Origin of the sequence: Vibrio cincinnatiensis DSM 19608 (assembly GCF_900167345.1) — a bacterium.
GTDB lineage: Bacteria > Pseudomonadota > Gammaproteobacteria > Enterobacterales > Vibrionaceae > Vibrio > Vibrio cincinnatiensis.
Window position 1 is genome coordinate 69,440 of sequence record NZ_FUXB01000002.1, and the last position, 16,131, is coordinate 85,570.

15 protein-coding genes are annotated in these 16,131 nt (G+C 45.6%); 3 read left to right on the top strand and 12 right to left on the bottom strand.

The window, feature by feature from the left end; all coding sequences use genetic code 11:
- Positions 1 to 32: 32 nt before the first annotated feature.
- Positions 33 to 1,403: an adenylosuccinate lyase gene (gene purB, locus B5D54_RS01895; RefSeq protein WP_078924797.1), complete on the top strand. Its 1,371-nt coding sequence runs from the start codon at positions 33 to 35 to the stop codon at positions 1,401 to 1,403.
- A gap of 108 nt (positions 1,404 to 1,511) precedes the next feature.
- On the opposite strand, the gene htpX is transcribed toward purB, so the two are convergent.
- Positions 1,512 to 2,375 (bottom strand): protease HtpX, encoded by an 864-nt coding sequence (gene htpX / locus B5D54_RS01900; protein WP_078924798.1) that lies wholly within the window; start codon positions 2,373 to 2,375, stop codon positions 1,512 to 1,514.
- A gap of 251 nt (positions 2,376 to 2,626) precedes the next feature.
- On the opposite strand from htpX, the gene B5D54_RS17190 reads away from it, so the two are divergent.
- Positions 2,627 to 2,794 carry a hypothetical protein gene (locus B5D54_RS17190; protein ID WP_167514885.1) on the top strand — a complete coding sequence of 56 codons (168 nt, stop codon included), beginning with the start codon at positions 2,627 to 2,629 and terminating at the stop codon, positions 2,792 to 2,794.
- An 86-nt stretch (positions 2,795 to 2,880) separates the two neighbouring features.
- Here B5D54_RS17190 and bioD read toward each other — a convergent pair whose 3' ends face one another.
- The 4 genes from bioD to bioB are packed head-to-tail and all read right to left on the bottom strand — an operon-like array spanning position 2,881 to position 6,557.
- Entirely contained in the window at positions 2,881 to 3,570 is a 690-nt protein-coding gene (gene bioD / locus B5D54_RS01905; RefSeq protein WP_078924799.1) for a dethiobiotin synthase, read from the bottom strand.
- Positions 3,567 to 4,370, bottom strand: coding sequence for a malonyl-ACP O-methyltransferase BioC (bioC, locus tag B5D54_RS01910; protein WP_078924800.1), 804 nt, complete (start codon positions 4,368 to 4,370; stop codon positions 3,567 to 3,569). The genes bioD and bioC overlap by 4 nt, the downstream gene beginning before the upstream one ends.
- Entirely contained in the window at positions 4,367 to 5,518 is a 1,152-nt protein-coding gene (gene bioF, locus B5D54_RS01915) for an 8-amino-7-oxononanoate synthase (protein WP_078924981.1), read from the bottom strand. The genes bioC and bioF overlap by 4 nt, the downstream gene beginning before the upstream one ends.
- Positions 5,505 to 6,557, bottom strand: coding sequence for a biotin synthase BioB (gene bioB, locus B5D54_RS01920; RefSeq protein ID WP_078924801.1), 1,053 nt, complete (start codon positions 6,555 to 6,557; stop codon positions 5,505 to 5,507). The genes bioF and bioB overlap by 14 nt, the downstream gene beginning before the upstream one ends.
- A 139-nt stretch (positions 6,558 to 6,696) precedes the next feature.
- On the opposite strand from bioB, the gene bioA reads away from it, so the two are divergent.
- Complete coding sequence (bioA, locus tag B5D54_RS01925) at positions 6,697 to 7,986, top strand: adenosylmethionine--8-amino-7-oxononanoate transaminase (protein WP_078924802.1); 1,290 nt, start codon at positions 6,697 to 6,699, stop codon at positions 7,984 to 7,986.
- A 70-nt stretch (positions 7,987 to 8,056) separates the two neighbouring features.
- Here bioA and nirD read toward each other — a convergent pair whose 3' ends face one another.
- The 7 genes from nirD to B5D54_RS01960 form a co-directional block, all read right to left on the bottom strand.
- Entirely contained in the window at positions 8,057 to 8,404 is a 348-nt protein-coding gene (gene nirD, locus B5D54_RS01930; RefSeq protein ID WP_078924803.1) for a nitrite reductase small subunit NirD, read from the bottom strand.
- A complete protein-coding gene (gene nirB, locus B5D54_RS01935; RefSeq protein ID WP_078924982.1) occupies positions 8,404 to 10,890 on the bottom strand; it encodes a nitrite reductase large subunit NirB in 2,487 nt (828 codons plus the stop codon). The genes nirD and nirB overlap by 1 nt, the downstream gene beginning before the upstream one ends.
- Before the next feature lie 14 nt (positions 10,891 to 10,904).
- On the bottom strand, positions 10,905 to 11,732 hold the full coding sequence (locus B5D54_RS01940) for an ABC transporter ATP-binding protein (protein WP_078924804.1): 828 nt from the start codon (positions 11,730 to 11,732) through the stop codon (positions 10,905 to 10,907).
- A 10-nt stretch (positions 11,733 to 11,742) separates the two neighbouring features.
- Positions 11,743 to 12,711, bottom strand: a complete 969-nt coding sequence (locus B5D54_RS01945) for an ABC transporter permease (protein ID WP_078924805.1) — start codon at positions 12,709 to 12,711, stop codon at positions 11,743 to 11,745.
- A gap of 78 nt (positions 12,712 to 12,789) precedes the next feature.
- Positions 12,790 to 14,154 carry a CmpA/NrtA family ABC transporter substrate-binding protein gene (locus B5D54_RS01950; protein ID WP_078924806.1) on the bottom strand — a complete coding sequence of 455 codons (1,365 nt, stop codon included), beginning with the start codon at positions 14,152 to 14,154 and terminating at the stop codon, positions 12,790 to 12,792.
- 276 nt (positions 14,155 to 14,430) lie between these two features.
- On the bottom strand, positions 14,431 to 15,009 hold the full coding sequence (locus B5D54_RS01955; protein WP_078924807.1) for an ANTAR domain-containing response regulator: 579 nt from the start codon (positions 15,007 to 15,009) through the stop codon (positions 14,431 to 14,433).
- A 163-nt stretch (positions 15,010 to 15,172) separates the two neighbouring features.
- Positions 15,173 to 16,123 (bottom strand): glycosyl transferase family protein, encoded by a 951-nt coding sequence (locus B5D54_RS01960; RefSeq protein WP_078924808.1) that lies wholly within the window; start codon positions 16,121 to 16,123, stop codon positions 15,173 to 15,175.
- Positions 16,124 to 16,131: the final 8 nt, after the last annotated feature.

Below are 16,131 nucleotides of genomic sequence, written 5' to 3' on the forward strand. Positions count from 1 at the left end.
TTCACCTTTAACTCAAACTCCAGGAGAAGAACATGGAACTGTCAGCATTGACTGCTGTTTCACCGGTAGATGGCCGATACGGAAGTAAAACGATTGCGTTACGTAGTATCTTCAGTGAATATGGTCTCCTAAAGTACCGAACTATCGTTGAAATTCGTTGGCTACAGAAGCTGGCTGCTACTGCCGCAATTACTGAGGTCCCACAACTCAGTGCACAAGCGAATCAATTTCTTGATCAGTTGGCAGAAAATTTTAACGAACAAGACGCACAACGTATCAAAGAGATCGAACGCACCACAAACCATGATGTTAAAGCCGTTGAGTATTTCTTAAAAGAGAAAGTGGCTGAAGTTCCTGAACTTCATTCCATTAATGAGTTCATTCATTTTGCTTGCACATCAGAAGACATCAACAACACCTCTCATGCCCTAATGCTTAGAGAAGCGCGTGATACGGTTATCCTCCCAGAAATCCGCAATATCATTGATGCGATTCGAGCATTGGCCGAAGAATATCGTGATATTCCACTACTTTCTCGCACCCATGGTCAACCCGCTTCACCCTCTACCATGGGTAAAGAAATGGCGAACGTGGCTTACCGTATGGAACGTCAATATAAGCAAATCGCCAACATTGAAATTTTAGCGAAAATCAATGGTGCGGTGGGTAACTACAACGCTCACCTTTCTGCTTACCCTGAGGTAGATTGGCACAAATTCAGTGAAGAGTTTATTTGTGAGTCATTAGGGGTAACATGGAACCCTTATACGACTCAGATTGAGCCTCATGACTATATTGCTGAGTTATTTGATGCAATTGCTCGTTTTAATACCATTCTTATCGACTTTGACCGTGATATTTGGGGTTACATCGCACTAGGCCACTTTAAACAAAGAACCATCGAGGGAGAGATCGGATCTTCCACCATGCCACATAAAGTTAACCCGATTGATTTTGAAAACTCAGAAGGTAACTTAGGTTTAGCAAATGCCATTTTCACTCACCTTGCGCAAAAACTGCCGATTTCTCGCTGGCAACGTGACCTGACTGACTCAACCGTTCTACGCAATTTAGGAGTCGGTGTGGGTTATGCTGTGATTGCCTATTCTTCGACCTTAAAAGGGATCAGCAAGTTAGAAGTCAATCGTGATGCACTATTAGCTGAATTAGATAAAAACTGGGAAGTTCTTGCCGAACCAGTTCAAACGGTGATGCGCCGCTATGGCATTGAAAAACCCTATGAAAAACTCAAAGAGTTGACTCGTGGAAAACGCGTAGACGGTGAAGCTATGCGTCAATTCATTGATGGGCTCGCATTACCACAAGAAGAGAAAGATCGACTGAAAAAAATGACGCCAGCCAGCTATATTGGCTATGCTATCGAGCTTACCGATCAACTCTAACTGATTGCAGTGATAGAATTAAAGGGCCGAATGGCCCTTTTTTATGTGTCAAATTACAGGATTTACTGCGTTGAAACCAAACTAGAACAAAGCTGGCCCGATTTAAAATTATGCCTGACGCAGAGCTTCGATACGCTTATCCAAGGGTGGATGACTCATTAGCAATTCGGTAATGGTACGTTTTCCATTGATACCAAATGCCATCATGGAGCCTTCTAGTTGAGGTTCATGGCTCATTTTTAACCGTTCTAATGCCGCAATCATTTTATGCTTTCCTACCAATTGAGCAGCACCGGCATCCGCGTGGTATTCTCGATGACGGCTGTACCACATAGTAATAAAGCTAGCCAGAAAACCAAACACTAATTCAAGCACCATAGAAACCGCAAAATAAACCATCATATTATTGCCTTGTCCTTCATCTGAATTACGCGAAGAAATGATATTAGCAATAAAACGAGAAAGGAAAATCACAAAGGTATTCACCACCCCTTGCATTAACGTCATGGTAACCATATCACCATTAGCAATGTGGCTGACTTCATGAGCTAATACTGCTTCCGCTTCATCTCGGGTCATATTATGTAAAAGCCCAGTAGAAACCGCGACTAACGAATCATCACGTTTTGCTCCTGTCGCAAACGCATTCATATCAGGAGCATCATAGATAGCCACTGTTGGCATACCGATACCCGCTTGATCAGCTTGACGACGAACGGTTTGTAGTAACCAATGCTCCAATTCGTTGCGAGGGCTTTCTATAACTCTACCTCCGACCGAACGTAACGCCATACTCTTTGACATCAGAAGTGAGATGAATGCACCACCAAAACCAAATATGGCAGCCATCACTAATAGACCAGACAAACTACCCGGTTGCATACCTGTTACGGCATAAACAATATTCAAAACAACACTAAGAACCAGCACAACGGCTAAGTTGGTTGCCAAGAATAATAATACTCGCTTCATTACTTCTCTCCGAATAGACTTTTTATTTAATGGGTACTGAATCAACACACCTTCAGATAAAGGTATTTTAATACATAATGTCATCCATTGAATATTCAAGGCTAACGGATAAATTGCAACATTTAATGTCTACTAACACTCACTGCTCCGAGCAGTGGCTCTTTATACTTTAGTCTTATTGAGGCTTGAGATGAAAGAGACTACATTGCTAGAAGTTAAAAGAACGTTAATTCTCAGCAAAGGAAACGATCATGGCTGAAGCAAGTAACTACCAAATGGCAATTGACTTACTGCGTTGTCATCTGGGTTTAAGTGAAGAAGAAGCAAAGCAACAGTTAGGATTAAGCACAGAGCAGACAATTCCTTCTCAAATCGTGAATACTCCACACGCTTTAGTCGGCTTATCTCAAGAAAAGTAGCAAAAGAAAGAAAGAAAGAAAGAAAGAAAGAAAGAAAGAAAGGCTGCACCCCGTGCAGCCTTTCTCTTTTCAACTCAAAAAACAACCTATGATGTCTTCTCAAGTAAAGGAGAGAGATCAATATACTTTCCTAATTCACGGTGCTTCACACTTGGCATATAAGGAATTTCACCCAATTTAGGGGCTTCAATACGTGCTTCAAGTAATGAAATAATATCGGCATAATGTTCTGTACCTGGGTTGATACGATTAGCGACCCACCCCACTAGATTCAGCCCATCCGCTTTGATGGATTCCGCCGTTAATAGCGCATGACTTAAACAGCCTAATTTGATCCCAACGACTAAAACCACGGGTAGTTGTTCTTGTTGAACCCAACTTGAAAGGCTCTCAGTATCAGAAATGGGTACCCGCCAACCACCTGCTCCTTCCACTAATACCACATCTGCTTGCGTTTTTAATTTCGTCAATTTTTCACTCAATACAGAATAATCAATCACTTGATGTTCATGTTTTGCCGCGATATGTGGTGAAGTCGGCAATGCTAGCGCATAAGGATTAATATCCTCATAAGGCATTTTTTCTGTTGCAGCCTGCAATAAGTGCAGTGCATCATCATTGCGTAAACCCTGCTCTGTTTTTTCACATCCTGCTGAAACTGGCTTATAGCCAATGGTCGACAATCCTTTTTCCGCACAAGCCTGAAGAATGGCCTTTGAAACCACTGTTTTGCCCACATCGGTATCCGTACCTGCAATAAATAATGCCTTTATCATCGATGTAAAACCCCTAAACAAACCTGATATGTTGCAGGTAGAAGACCTTGATGGTTACGAAACAATTGATATGCCTGCTCTACCTGAGCGAGCGTATGGCGGCGCGTTAACCCTTGTGCTCGACCTGGAACATGATTCGCACCAATCCCTTTCAAGTCTCTCATTAAAGAAAAAGCAGTCTCATACCATACGGTTATTGAAGGTAAGTCTAAGTGAATTTTTTGATAACCAGCTTGCGCTAACGCAATTTTTACCTGATTGATCGTCATGAAGCGATTGACGTGTTGATATGAATCAACTTTTAGCCACGACTGTTGCAGCTCAATCAGTGAGCCCTCTAATAAGGTGGATAGGTAAGCTTGCCCACCGGGCTTTAGCACTCGATAAATCTCTGTCAATGGGCTCGCTAAGTTGTCACACCACTGTAAAGCGAGGCTCGAAAATACCGCATCAAATTCAGCAGAAGAGAAAGGCAGCGCTTCGCCATCGGCTTGTAAATAACGCATACGTTCATGACCACAGCGTTGGTGCGCTTGCTGCAACATGGCTAAAGAGAGATCCACACACACCACGTTCGCCCCTCTGGCTTGCAAGACTTGAGAGCAATAACCGGTTCCACACCCCAGATCAAGAATGCGCCATCCATCCAATTTCTGAGGGAGTTTATCCAGTAATTGCAGCCCCACATCCCGTTGAAACGCCGCATGCTGATCATAACGAGCCGCCGCTTTACTAAACGCTTGCGCAATGGCCGTTTTATCATTTTGCTCAGAAAGCACGGTAGTTATCGCAGGTATCATTCGTGTCTCTCCAAGGTATCGATTAAGGCTTGGGTCATCTTTTTTACTTGTTGAACGGAATGGTTGGCCGTCAAGGTTATACGCAATCTTGCATAGCCTTGAGCCACCGTAGGCGGGCGAATAGCACTCAACCAAATGCCACTTTTGCGCAATTGATGTGCCACAGTCATGGCACGCTGACTCTCCCCCAATATAAAAGGCTTAATCGGAGTTTGACTAGCTACAAATCCAGCGACTTGATGCAACGCCTCCTCATAAGTGGCGGAAAGCTCGGCCAATTTATCACGTCGCCAAGCTTGTTGTTGAATCATACTGACTGCATGAGTAATCGCATGAGCTTGTGCTGGTGGCATGGCGGTTGAATACACATGGTGTCGAGCAAATTGGGTTAAGTAATCCCCGACTTCATCACGACAAAGAATCGCCGCACCGGATAAACCAAAGGCTTTACCAAACGTCACCACTAAAATATCAGGCCAGATACCAGCGTACTCACAACTGCCTCGCCCATGCTGCCCCAAGACACCGACACCATGCGCATCATCAACCATCAACCAAGCACGCTGGTTTATCTGCTGATAAATCTCAGCCAGTGGCGCGCAATCCCCATCCATACTGAAAACGCCCTCTGTCACCACTAAGCATGCCGCCGATTTCGGTAATAACTGACTTAGATGCTGCACATCATTGTGTTTAAAGCGTTTCATTGTTGCCGGAGACAGCAGCCCCGCTTCCATCAGCGATGCGTGGTTAAGTTTGTCTTGCAGGAGTAAGTCACCTTTGGCTAACAAGGTGAACAGTAACGCTTGATTGGCACTAAAACCCGAACCAAATAAAATGGCTCGGGAATAGCCAAGCCAATCACACAGCGTTTTCTCAAGCCGCTCATGTGCGACAGAAAACCCGGTAACCAAAGGAGAAGCGCCACTCCCTGCACCATATAAACTCAAACCTTGCTGCCAAGCTTGGATCAAGTTTTTATCCGTTGCCAATCCTAAATAATCGTTACTGGAAAAGTTAAGGAACGCTTGCTCATTAAACTGGAGGTGAGGTTGGTTGCCACCTTGTAGCGGTTGCAATTGACGCGTACCATTTTGCTGTTTTCGATCCAACAACGCCTGCTGAATACGAGAGTTAAACGGTGGCATCATAAAAAAGATCATCGGCAGTAGGACGAGCAGCCACACGTTCAACAACTTGATCGAGCAACTCGTTCTCGGTTACTTCATCGGGTTTTTGTGCGATGTGCTGACGATTGATCCCCAATTTGTTAAACAGCAGCCTATCACTATCTTCCGCTGGATTTGGCGTAGTCAATAGCTTACAGCCATAGAAAATAGAGTTAGCTCCAGCCATAAAACAGAGCGCTTGCATCTGCTCGTTCATTTTCTCTCGCCCAGCCGATAACCGTACTGCGGATTTCGGCATCATGATGCGTGCTACGGCAATTAAGCGCACAAAGTCAAACGGTTCTACCTCCTCAGCCGTTTCCAATGGTGTACCTTGCACTTTCACTAACATATTAATTGGCACACTTTCCGGTTGAGTGGGTAAATTAGCTAATTCCACCAATAATCCAGCACGATCATGGGTACTTTCGCCCATACCTATAATGCCGCCAGAGCAGATCTTCATTCCTGCCTCTCGCACGTGGGACAAGGTGTCTAACCGATCTTGATAGGTCCGCGTGGTAATAATATTGCCGTAAAATTCTGGTGACGTGTCTAAGTTATGGTTGTAATAATCTAGCCCTGCACTCGCCAACTCGTTGGCTTGCTCAGGCGTTAACATGCCAAGAGTCATACAGGTTTCTAACCCCATCTCTTTCACGCCTGCTATCATCTCTTTCAATAACGGCATATCACGCGCTTTCGGATTCTTCCATGCAGCCCCCATACAAAAACGGGTTGAACCAGCCTGCTTCGCTTTTTGTGCCGCATCTAAGACACGTTCCACTTCCATCAAGCGTTCTTTATCTACATCAGTACGATAATGCGCACTTTGCGGGCAATATTTGCAATCTTCTGGGCAAGCGCCCGTTTTGATTGAAAGCAAGGTACTAACTTGTACATGGTTATGCGGGTGGTAATGACGGTGAATGTGCTGCGCTTCAAACAGCAAATCCATAAATGGTTTTTCCAGCAGTGATCTCACTTCAGTCACTGTCCAGTTATGACGTACTTCCACGGGTAATCCTTAACAGATGATCAGATTTTGTTGGTTTTATGCTTGGCTAGTCTACTGAGCCGCGCTAGACTGTCAACACAAAGAAACACAACCAGTTTACATCTGGTTATAAAACAAACAAATCAAGCTTGGCATTTTTATGGATCTCACGTTCGACCGCCAGCATATCTGGCATCCTTACACTTCAACACTGACACCTCTGACCTGTTATCCCGTTAGCCATGCACAAGGGGTTCATCTCTATTTAGACGATGACACACCATTGATTGATGGCATGTCTTCATGGTGGGCAGCGATTCATGGCTATAACCACCCCGAACTCACTCAAGCCGCCCACCGACAATTGGATAAAATGGCACATGTGATGTTTGGTGGGATCACGCATCAACCTGCAATTGAGGTCTGCCAACGTTTACTAAAACTATCCCCTCCAAATTTACAGCACATTTTTCTCGCAGATTCCGGCTCTGTTGCCGTCGAAGTAAGCCTTAAAATGGCGCTGCAATATTGGCAAGCGAAAGGGGAACCTCGCGCAAAATTTCTCACGCTACGCCACGGTTATCATGGCGATACTTTTGCCGCCATGTCGGTCACCGATCCAGAGAATTCAATGCACCGCCTATATAAAGGATTTCTCCCCGAACATCTTTTTGCTGATTCACCACAAATCGGTTTTTGGCAAAACTGGCAAGAGCATGATATCGACGATTTTCGCAGCAAACTGATCGAACATCACAAGCAGATTGCGGCCGTGATCTTAGAGCCAATTGTGCAAGGGGCGGGCGGGATGCGAATTTATCATCCTGAGTTTTTACGCCAAGTTCGAGCGCTATGTGATGAATATGGCGTACTGCTGATCCTCGATGAAATCGCCACTGGGTTTGGCCGCACAGGAAAACTGTTTGCCTGCCAACATGCAGATGTTGAACCCGATATTATGTGTGTGGGAAAAGCCCTGACGGGTGGCTATATGACGCTGGCCGCAACCTTAACCAGTAAGCAAGTCGCGGATACGGTCTGCAGTGGTGAAGCGCAGTGTTTTATGCATGGCCCAACCTTTATGGGCAATCCTCTGGCTTGCGCTGTTGCAGCTGCCAGCTTAGCGCTGATTGAACAAGGCAGTTGGCAAACCCAAGTTGCGCAGATCGAAGCGCAATTTGCAGCCCGATTACCCACCTTTCATGCTTACCCTAACGTCAAAGACACCCGCTGGCTCGGCGCTATCGGAGTTATCGAGACCCAACGCCCCGTCAATATGGAAGTCATTCAAGCCCTATTCGTTAAATTAGGGGTATGGATTCGCCCCTTCGGGCGCTTAATTTATTTGATGCCACCCTACATCAGTGCGCCTGAACATATTGCGGCATTACTAGACGCGGTAGCCGTTGCATTACAAACCCCAGACTGTTTTCAATCCATAGATCAATAAATATCCCCCCGCCATTCCCTTGTGATATGGCGGGGGGCTTTCTCCTCTCGTGTTCCGTACTGAATATCTCTTATGCCGATAAGGCATTGACCACTTCATTCGTCACCAAATAAACTCTCCCCTGCTCGATGACCACTGTCCAGCGGCAGATCTCAATATCCGGCTCTTCTAAGCACTGCCCCGTTAACAGGTTAAAATGCTGTTTATACATGGGAGAAGCGACACAAGGGACTCCTTGTACATCCCCCACAATACCGCGGCTTAATACATAAGCTTTACTGATTGGGTCCCAATTTTGTACCGCATACACTTGTGGCTGACACTCGGGCAGATAAAAGAGCGCCACTTGCTGATCGCCAATCAATGCTGCACAGCCTTGGTATGGGATAAGTTCGTCCAGATAACAAATCGGTTCCATTATGATATCTCCCCTTGCTCGGCCGGAATTCGTTGCTCTCGCAACCGTTGATAATTGAGCGCCATACTGCCTTGCTGATGATTGATAAATGGGCGGAATTTCCGCAGTTTCTGCTCAGATTCCAATGTACTTTTCCATTCACATTGGTAGGTATCAACAACATGCTGCATCTGAGCTTCTAACTGTTCACACACCCCTAATGAATCCTCAATAATGACTTGCTTAAGGTAACGGACGCCCCCTTCCAAATTGTCTAGCCAAACTGAAGTCCGCTGTAGCCTATCAGCAGTGCGAACGTAAAACATCAAGACTCGATCAATCAGGACCACCAATTCATCTTTGCTCAAATCCACAGCAAATAAATCACCATGCCGTGGTCGCATCCCCCCGTTGCCACATACATACAAATTCCAGCCTTTTTCTGTGGCAATAACGCCAATATCTTTGCTCTGCGCTTCCGCGCATTCTCGCGTACAACCAGATACGGCAAATTTTAATTTATGAGGGGCACGCAAACCTTTGTAGCGATGTTCAAGTTCAATCGCTAAACCAACCGAGTCATCCACACCATAGCGACACCAAGTTGAACCTACACATGATTTCACGGTGCGCAGGGACTTTCCGTAAGCATGTCCGGTTTCAAACCCAGCATTAATCAAGGTTTGCCAAATCTCGGGTAACTGTTCCATTTGCGCACCAAACAGATCCACACGTTGCCCTCCGGTGATCTTGGTGTATAGGTCATAACGCTTAGCAACCTCTCCCAGCACGATCAGTTTATCTGGCGTAATTTCACCCCCAGCGACGCGTGGAACGACTGAATAAGAACCATCTTTTTGTAGATTCGCCATAAAAGCATCGTTCGAATCTTGCAACGCGCTAAGATCAGGCTGCATGATATGTTCATTCCATAATGAAGCGAATACAGAAGCAGCGGTCGGTTTACAAATGTCACACCCTAGCCCTTGCCCGTGTTTATCCAGCAGTGTTGCAAAGTCTTTAATCTGCTCAACCTGACAAAGATGGAACAGCTCTTGGCGTGAATAAGCAAAGTGTTCACATAGATGGTGGTTGACCTCCATGCCCATCGTGACCAATTCTGCATCCAATACCGACTTCACCATGCCGCTGCAACCGCCGCATCCTGTTCCCGCCTTGGTGACTGCTTTGAGCTCAGCTAACTCGGTCGCTCCCGCATGAATCGCCGCCACTAACGCTCCTTTAGTGACATTGTGACAGGAACAAATCACACTGCTGTCTGCCATCTCACCACGAAGTAATGAACTATCAAACAAGAGATGAGCCGGATGCTCGGGTAACCGTGTTTGATTTAAATAGGCTTGTAAAAGAGCATCGTAATCACTGCTATCACCGACTAAAATCGCGCCCAGTAGCCGAGTAGCGCTTTCATCGACCACCAATTTTTTATACGTCCCTTGATTGGTATCTTGCAACACCAGTTCTTTCGCTCCTTCACTCTGCATCTGAGCATCACCAATCGAGGCGACGTCCACCCCTAACAGTTTGAGCTTGGTACTCATGTCAGCACCACTAAAGGCATGGCTTTTGCCTAACAGATGGTCAGCCACCACTCGCGCCATCGCATAACCGGGAGCCACTAAGCCAAAGATCTTTTGCTGCCATAAAGCGCATTCACCAATGGCATAAATATGCTTATCACTGGTTAAACATTGGTCAGAAATAACAATCCCACCACGCTCACCAATCTCTAACCCTGCTTGACGCGCCAATGTATCTTGCGGGCGAATCCCCGCAGAAAAAACAATCACATCAACTTCCAGAGCAGGAGCATCTTTAAAGACCATCCGGTGTTTGGCACTTTCCCCGTCAATAATCTTTTCGGTTACGGTGGAGGTATGCACCTTAAGACCTAAGTGTTCAATCTTACTTTTTAATAACGCACCACCGCCATCATCTAGCTGAACAGGCATTAAACGCGGGGCAAATTCCACCACATGTGTCTCTAAACCCAGCAAACGTAGAGCATTCGCGGCTTCAAGTCCCAGTAATCCCCCTCCGATCACCGCACCACTTTTTGCGCCCTGACAAGCCAACCGAATTGCAGATAAATCTTCTAATGTGCGATAGACAAAGATGTTGTCTCGCTCACGACCAGGCACTGGTGGAACAAAAGGATAAGAACCGGTTGCCAGTATTAAACGGTCATAGCCTAGAACTTCATCTTCATCCAAAATCAGTTTTTTTTGCGCTCGGTTAATCTCAGTGACCTGGCAGCCCAAGATCAGGTTAATACCCTGTTTTCGATACCACTCTTCACTGCTCAGCATTAAGTCGTCATGTGACTTTCCGCTGAATAGGGAGGAAAGCTGAACTCGGTCATAAGCAATAAAGCGCTCTTCGCCAATCACCGTAATCCGCTTTTCCAAATGGGCTTGTTTTTCCACTAATTGAGCAACCAAGTGGTGCCCGACCATGCCGTTTCCGACAATGACAATCTGTTCCATCATCTTATGATTCCTTATGCTCTTTTGGCGATGGTATTCACCGGAAGACGGTGCGGCTCTGAATGGCTCTGTTTTTCATACAAAAAACGCAGCACAGACTGACGATATTTTTGATAGGTCATATCATCGGCTAATTGCACTCGATCACGCGGACGTGGCAAATCAATGCTGAGCACTTCACCAATGGTGGCCGCTGGGCCATTCGTCATCATGACTATCTTGTCTGAAAGCAGCACCGCTTCATCCACATCGTGGGTGATCATAATGACGGTATTGTTCAGATCGGCTTGGATTGCCATCAACGCATCTTGCAAACGGGCCCGCGTCAATGCATCCAATGCACCAAACGGCTCATCCATCAGCAAGACTTTGGGGCGCAAAGCTAAGGCTCGGGCAATTCCCACCCGTTGTTTCATTCCTCCCGATATTTCATCGGGTTTCTTATCGGCAGCATGGGAAAGTTGAATCAAGGCTAAATAGTGATCGACTTGCTCTCTGACCCAATGTTTACTTTGCCCTTGAGCAACTTGTTTTACCGCCAGCTCCACATTTTGATACACGGTTAACCACGGTAGCAACGAGTGGTTTTGAAATACCACGGCCCGCTCAGGTCCGGGGCCTGAAACTTCTCGTCCTTCTAAGATCACTCCGCCATCGGTTGGGGTATGTAACCCCGCCACTAAATTGAGTACCGTCGATTTCCCACAGCCAGAGTGGCCAATCAGCGAAATAAACTCCCCTTTTTGGATCGGTAAATTGACATTTTTGAGCGCCACAAACTCACCTTGTGGAGTGGGGAAACGCATCCCTAATTGGGTGAGATCTAATATTGGTTTTGACATTCTGTCCTCCTTAACGCAACGCTTGTTGTTTGTTCCACGACAAGCGTTTTTGCAACGCCAACATGCCACGGTCGAGTAATAGCCCAATGAAACCAATCGTGATCACCGCGACCATAATGCGGCCTAGCGAAGCTGAACTGCCATTTTGAAACTCATCCCAGACAAACTTGCCTAACCCCGGATTTTGCGCCAGCATCTCAGCCGCAATAAGCACCATCCAAGCAATTCCGAGCGATAAACGTAACCCTGTAAAAATCATAGGAACGGCCGAAGGTAAAACGATGGTACGAATATGTTTCCACCACGATAAACGCAACACTTTACTGACATTGATTAAATCCTTGTCGACACTGGTAACCCCAACCGCCGTGTTAATCAATGTTGGCCAAAGGCTACACAGAGCAACCGTGATCAATGAATTGACAAAAGATTTGGCAAAGAGCGGATCATCACTGACATAAGTGGCACTGACCACCATAGTGACAATGGGTAACCAAGCGAGAGGCGAAACGGGTTTAAGTAATTGAATAATGGGATTAACAGCTTGATATAACCCTTGATTCAACCCTAAGACAATGCCCATTGGAATGGCAATAAAAGAGGCCAAAGCAAACCCCGCACCCACAGTGAACAAGCTTGTCCCTATTTGATCAAAAAAAGTGGCTTTGCCAATGTAGGGACGAATTCTCACTTCAGCACTAGGATCTTCTGCTAACCTAGCGGCATTGCGCACTTCTTGACGTTCAATAAACGCTTGTGCACGCTCCCTTTGCTGAGTGTGTTCTTGTACAAGATAAGTAAACTGGGTAAAAGTTTCGGCTGGCCCTGGCAATGTACCCAATGAGGTTTGGACTTGTTTAGCCGCTAAATGCCACCCCATGAGAAAGACACACAGACCAATGAATGGCAATAATACCATTTTACTTCGATTAACCACTTGAGCCCGGCTCGGGATCAGTGAAATGACATTACTCGACATAGCAAACTCCTTGAGCTATTTCTTAACTTTCCTTAACAAGATGGCTGGGTGTTCTTGATATACGCCCTAAGCGATCATTTATACCTTGTCATTACCTTTAAGCCCGATCACGAGCTTTTCTAGATATTGATTAGGCTGGCGACCGTCATATTCAATTTGGTCAATAAAATCAGAGTGTGGGGCACGAAAACCCTCTTCTTGGCTAAAATCAGGAAAGGCTTCTGGCCCCAAATGCCCCTCTGCAATTAAGGCTTGAGCCGCTTGTTGATAGATATCTGGCCGATACACTTGCTTGGCCACTTGTCGATACCATTCATCAGACTGAGCTTGTGGGATCTGCCCCCAACGGCGCATTTGAGTCAGTGTCCATATCGCGTCACTGTAATAGGGGTACGTGGCGTGATGACGGAAGAAAACGTTGAAATCAGGAACTTCCCGAACCTCACCACGCTCATACTCAAAGGTTCCCAGCATAGAATTGGCGATGACCTCTTCATCTGCACCAACATAGTGACTTCTGGCTAATATTTTTACGGCTTCTTGGCGGTTAGCATTCTGATTGTCATCCAACCAGTGAGCGGCTCGGATTAACGCTTTCACTAACCGAAGATGTGTATTGGGATTTTGCTCTGCCCACGACTTAGAGACCCCAAAGACCTTCTCTGGATTATTTTTCCAAATCTCATAGTCGGTGATAACGGGTACACCAATGCCTTTAAATACGGCTTGCTGATTCCAGGGTTCCCCCACGCTGTAGCCTTTGATGGTTCCCGCTTCCATCGTAGCCGTCATCTGTGGTGGTGGAGTCACACTTAAAATAACATCAGCGTTAATGCGGCCACTGTTATCACCCGCAAGAGGCGCATAAAATCCCGGATGAATCCCCCCTGCGGCGAGCCAATAACGCAGTTCATAGTTGTGCGTTGAAACAGGGAATACCATCCCCATATTGAATGCCTTCCCCTCATGGTGATACTGATCAACCACCGGTTTTAATGCACTGGCACTAACTGGGCGAAGCGTCTGCCCGTGTTCATCTGTCTTCAAGTAAGGCTTCATCTGTTGCCAAACATCATTGACAACCGTAATGGCATTACCATTTAAATCCATACTAAAGGCGGTAATAATATCGGCTTGAGTCCCGATACCTATGGTCGCACCTAGCGGTTGTCCGGCCAGCATATGTGCTCCATCCAATTCACCATCAATCACTCTATCGAGTAGAACTTTCCAATTGGCTTGCGCTTCTAGCGTGACATATAGGCCTTCATCTTCAAAAAAGCCCTTTTCATACGCAATCGCTAGCGGAGCCATATCCGTTAATTTAATGAACCCTAATCTCAAATCCTCCTTCTCTGGTTTCCCAACACTGGCGGTCACTGCCGTTGTCACCCAACATGCACTTAATGCAAAAATCCCTATCCATTGCTTTACAAATTGCATCGCAATACTCCCTTGCTGTCCTGAAAAATAATCAATAAAAAAGGTGCTACCGCTTTAATAAGCGATGGCACCTTTGCCAACCGTTCACCACCACCGTCGATGATGTCCCGCTGTATTTCCATTGTATTCTCGTTAATATAATTCAATTAACATGCCATTATTTATTAACCTTAAAAATCATAAAGTTAAAAACAAAAACCTCACAATCTATTCATTTGGTGCTATATAGGTGTGCAAGCTGCACCAATCATAAGAAAACCACATACCCACAAAGTATTAGTTTGCATCAAGAAGATGAATGACATTCTTCGCTACTTGGCTTATCGATAAACTAGACTGCATTGCACTGCTGCGTAAAAGACGATACGCTTTTTCTTCATCAAGACCATGAAAACGCATGAGTAACCCCTTGGCTTTCTCTACCCATTTTCTCTCTTGCAACTGCTCAGTTAATTGTTCTAGCTCTTTATCTACCTTGCTCTGCTTCTCTCGTATTCTCCGAGCATAATCCAACCAAGGTTTTAGCTCTAATACGGAGTCAAAAGGGAGAAGAACGAAGTCATAGCTTTCAGGTAATCGTTGAATATCAGCCTCTTGCATTTTTTGTAATAGAATTAACAGCGACCGCTGCTGTATGCGACATAAGTCAACCACCGCTCTTAACTCTGCACAAAATTGACGCCAAGAAACAAGCACTTGAGCCGTTGGTTCTTTTTCTAACAACGTAGGTAGCTGACCTAATTGGCAAACAAGAATTTGATCGTAATGCGGTGCCAGTTTGGTACTTAACACCGCTTGATCGTGGACATTGTCACAACACACAATAATGGAGAGAGAAGTAGAAAGAAGCGCCATAAACATTCCTTGTTTTATTCATATACGATCAATGAATTAGCAAGGAATAAGCCATAGTAAAATAAAACAAAAAACACCTTAAATAACATTGTGTTAAATATAAAAACTTTTACTTTTATACCTCTTTATGGTTAGTGAAAACAATGCAGCTAAAGATAGCAATCTAGGCAGATAATGAACCTTGCCAATATCGATAGGCCGTGGCTATGGCTAACTCACGATCACGGGTTTGGGTAAACAACACCGCAGCCATGGTCGCAACAATCGTATTCGCCATCAAAATCCAATCCGCTTGCGGCGTACCAAGTGGGCAATGCGTGGGCAATGGGATATCTGAAATAAATTGCTCTGGCCAGTAGTAGGACTCAACCCCATCAGGATGGCTAAGCCAGACTGTCTGGCTAACTTTAGGGTTATATTCTGACTCCCCCGACTGACCTTTAAAAGAGATCACTGCATGAGCTGTTTTACCGATATGATGCTCAACTTCTGCGTGTAATTGCTGAAATCCGGGATGGAAGCTGCCCCGGAGTCCCACCTTGCCACCACCGGGGTTGAGTGCTCGAACAACGGTATTGATCGGTGTTCTTAATCCATAACGTTTTTTCCAGTTCAACATCACTTCGGCTTGAGGGGCAAAAGCACGCAAAGGTAAGTAAGCAATACTATCGGTTTGTAAAAGCCTTTGTGCATGCTCAGCGTGGGTAGCAAGTGGGATCTGACAGGCAGTAAGATACTGCTCAGCATGTTCACGCTCACTCATAGGTTCGTGATAGCCGTGTAATAAGACTTTATGGCCATTATCGGCCAGTATTTTGGCCGCCCGAATATGCCAAGGTTTGCCCGCAGATGCACGTTTCCCTGCGTAGCAAGGCCAATCAATATCCGCACCAATCTCTGGCATACGCGATTGGAAAGCTTTCACAAAACCTGCAATTTCAGCATTCGTTTCATTTTGTACTCGTATCAGCATCAGCAGCATTGCCATCTGATCATCACCGACCTCTCCTGAAAGATAGGCCTCCATTACCTGTTCGGCTTGTTCAAAGGTCAGTGGTTTGCGTCCTCGCTCACCCCGTCCGACAGTGCGTATACACTCCAAAATAATACTCATGCTATCCT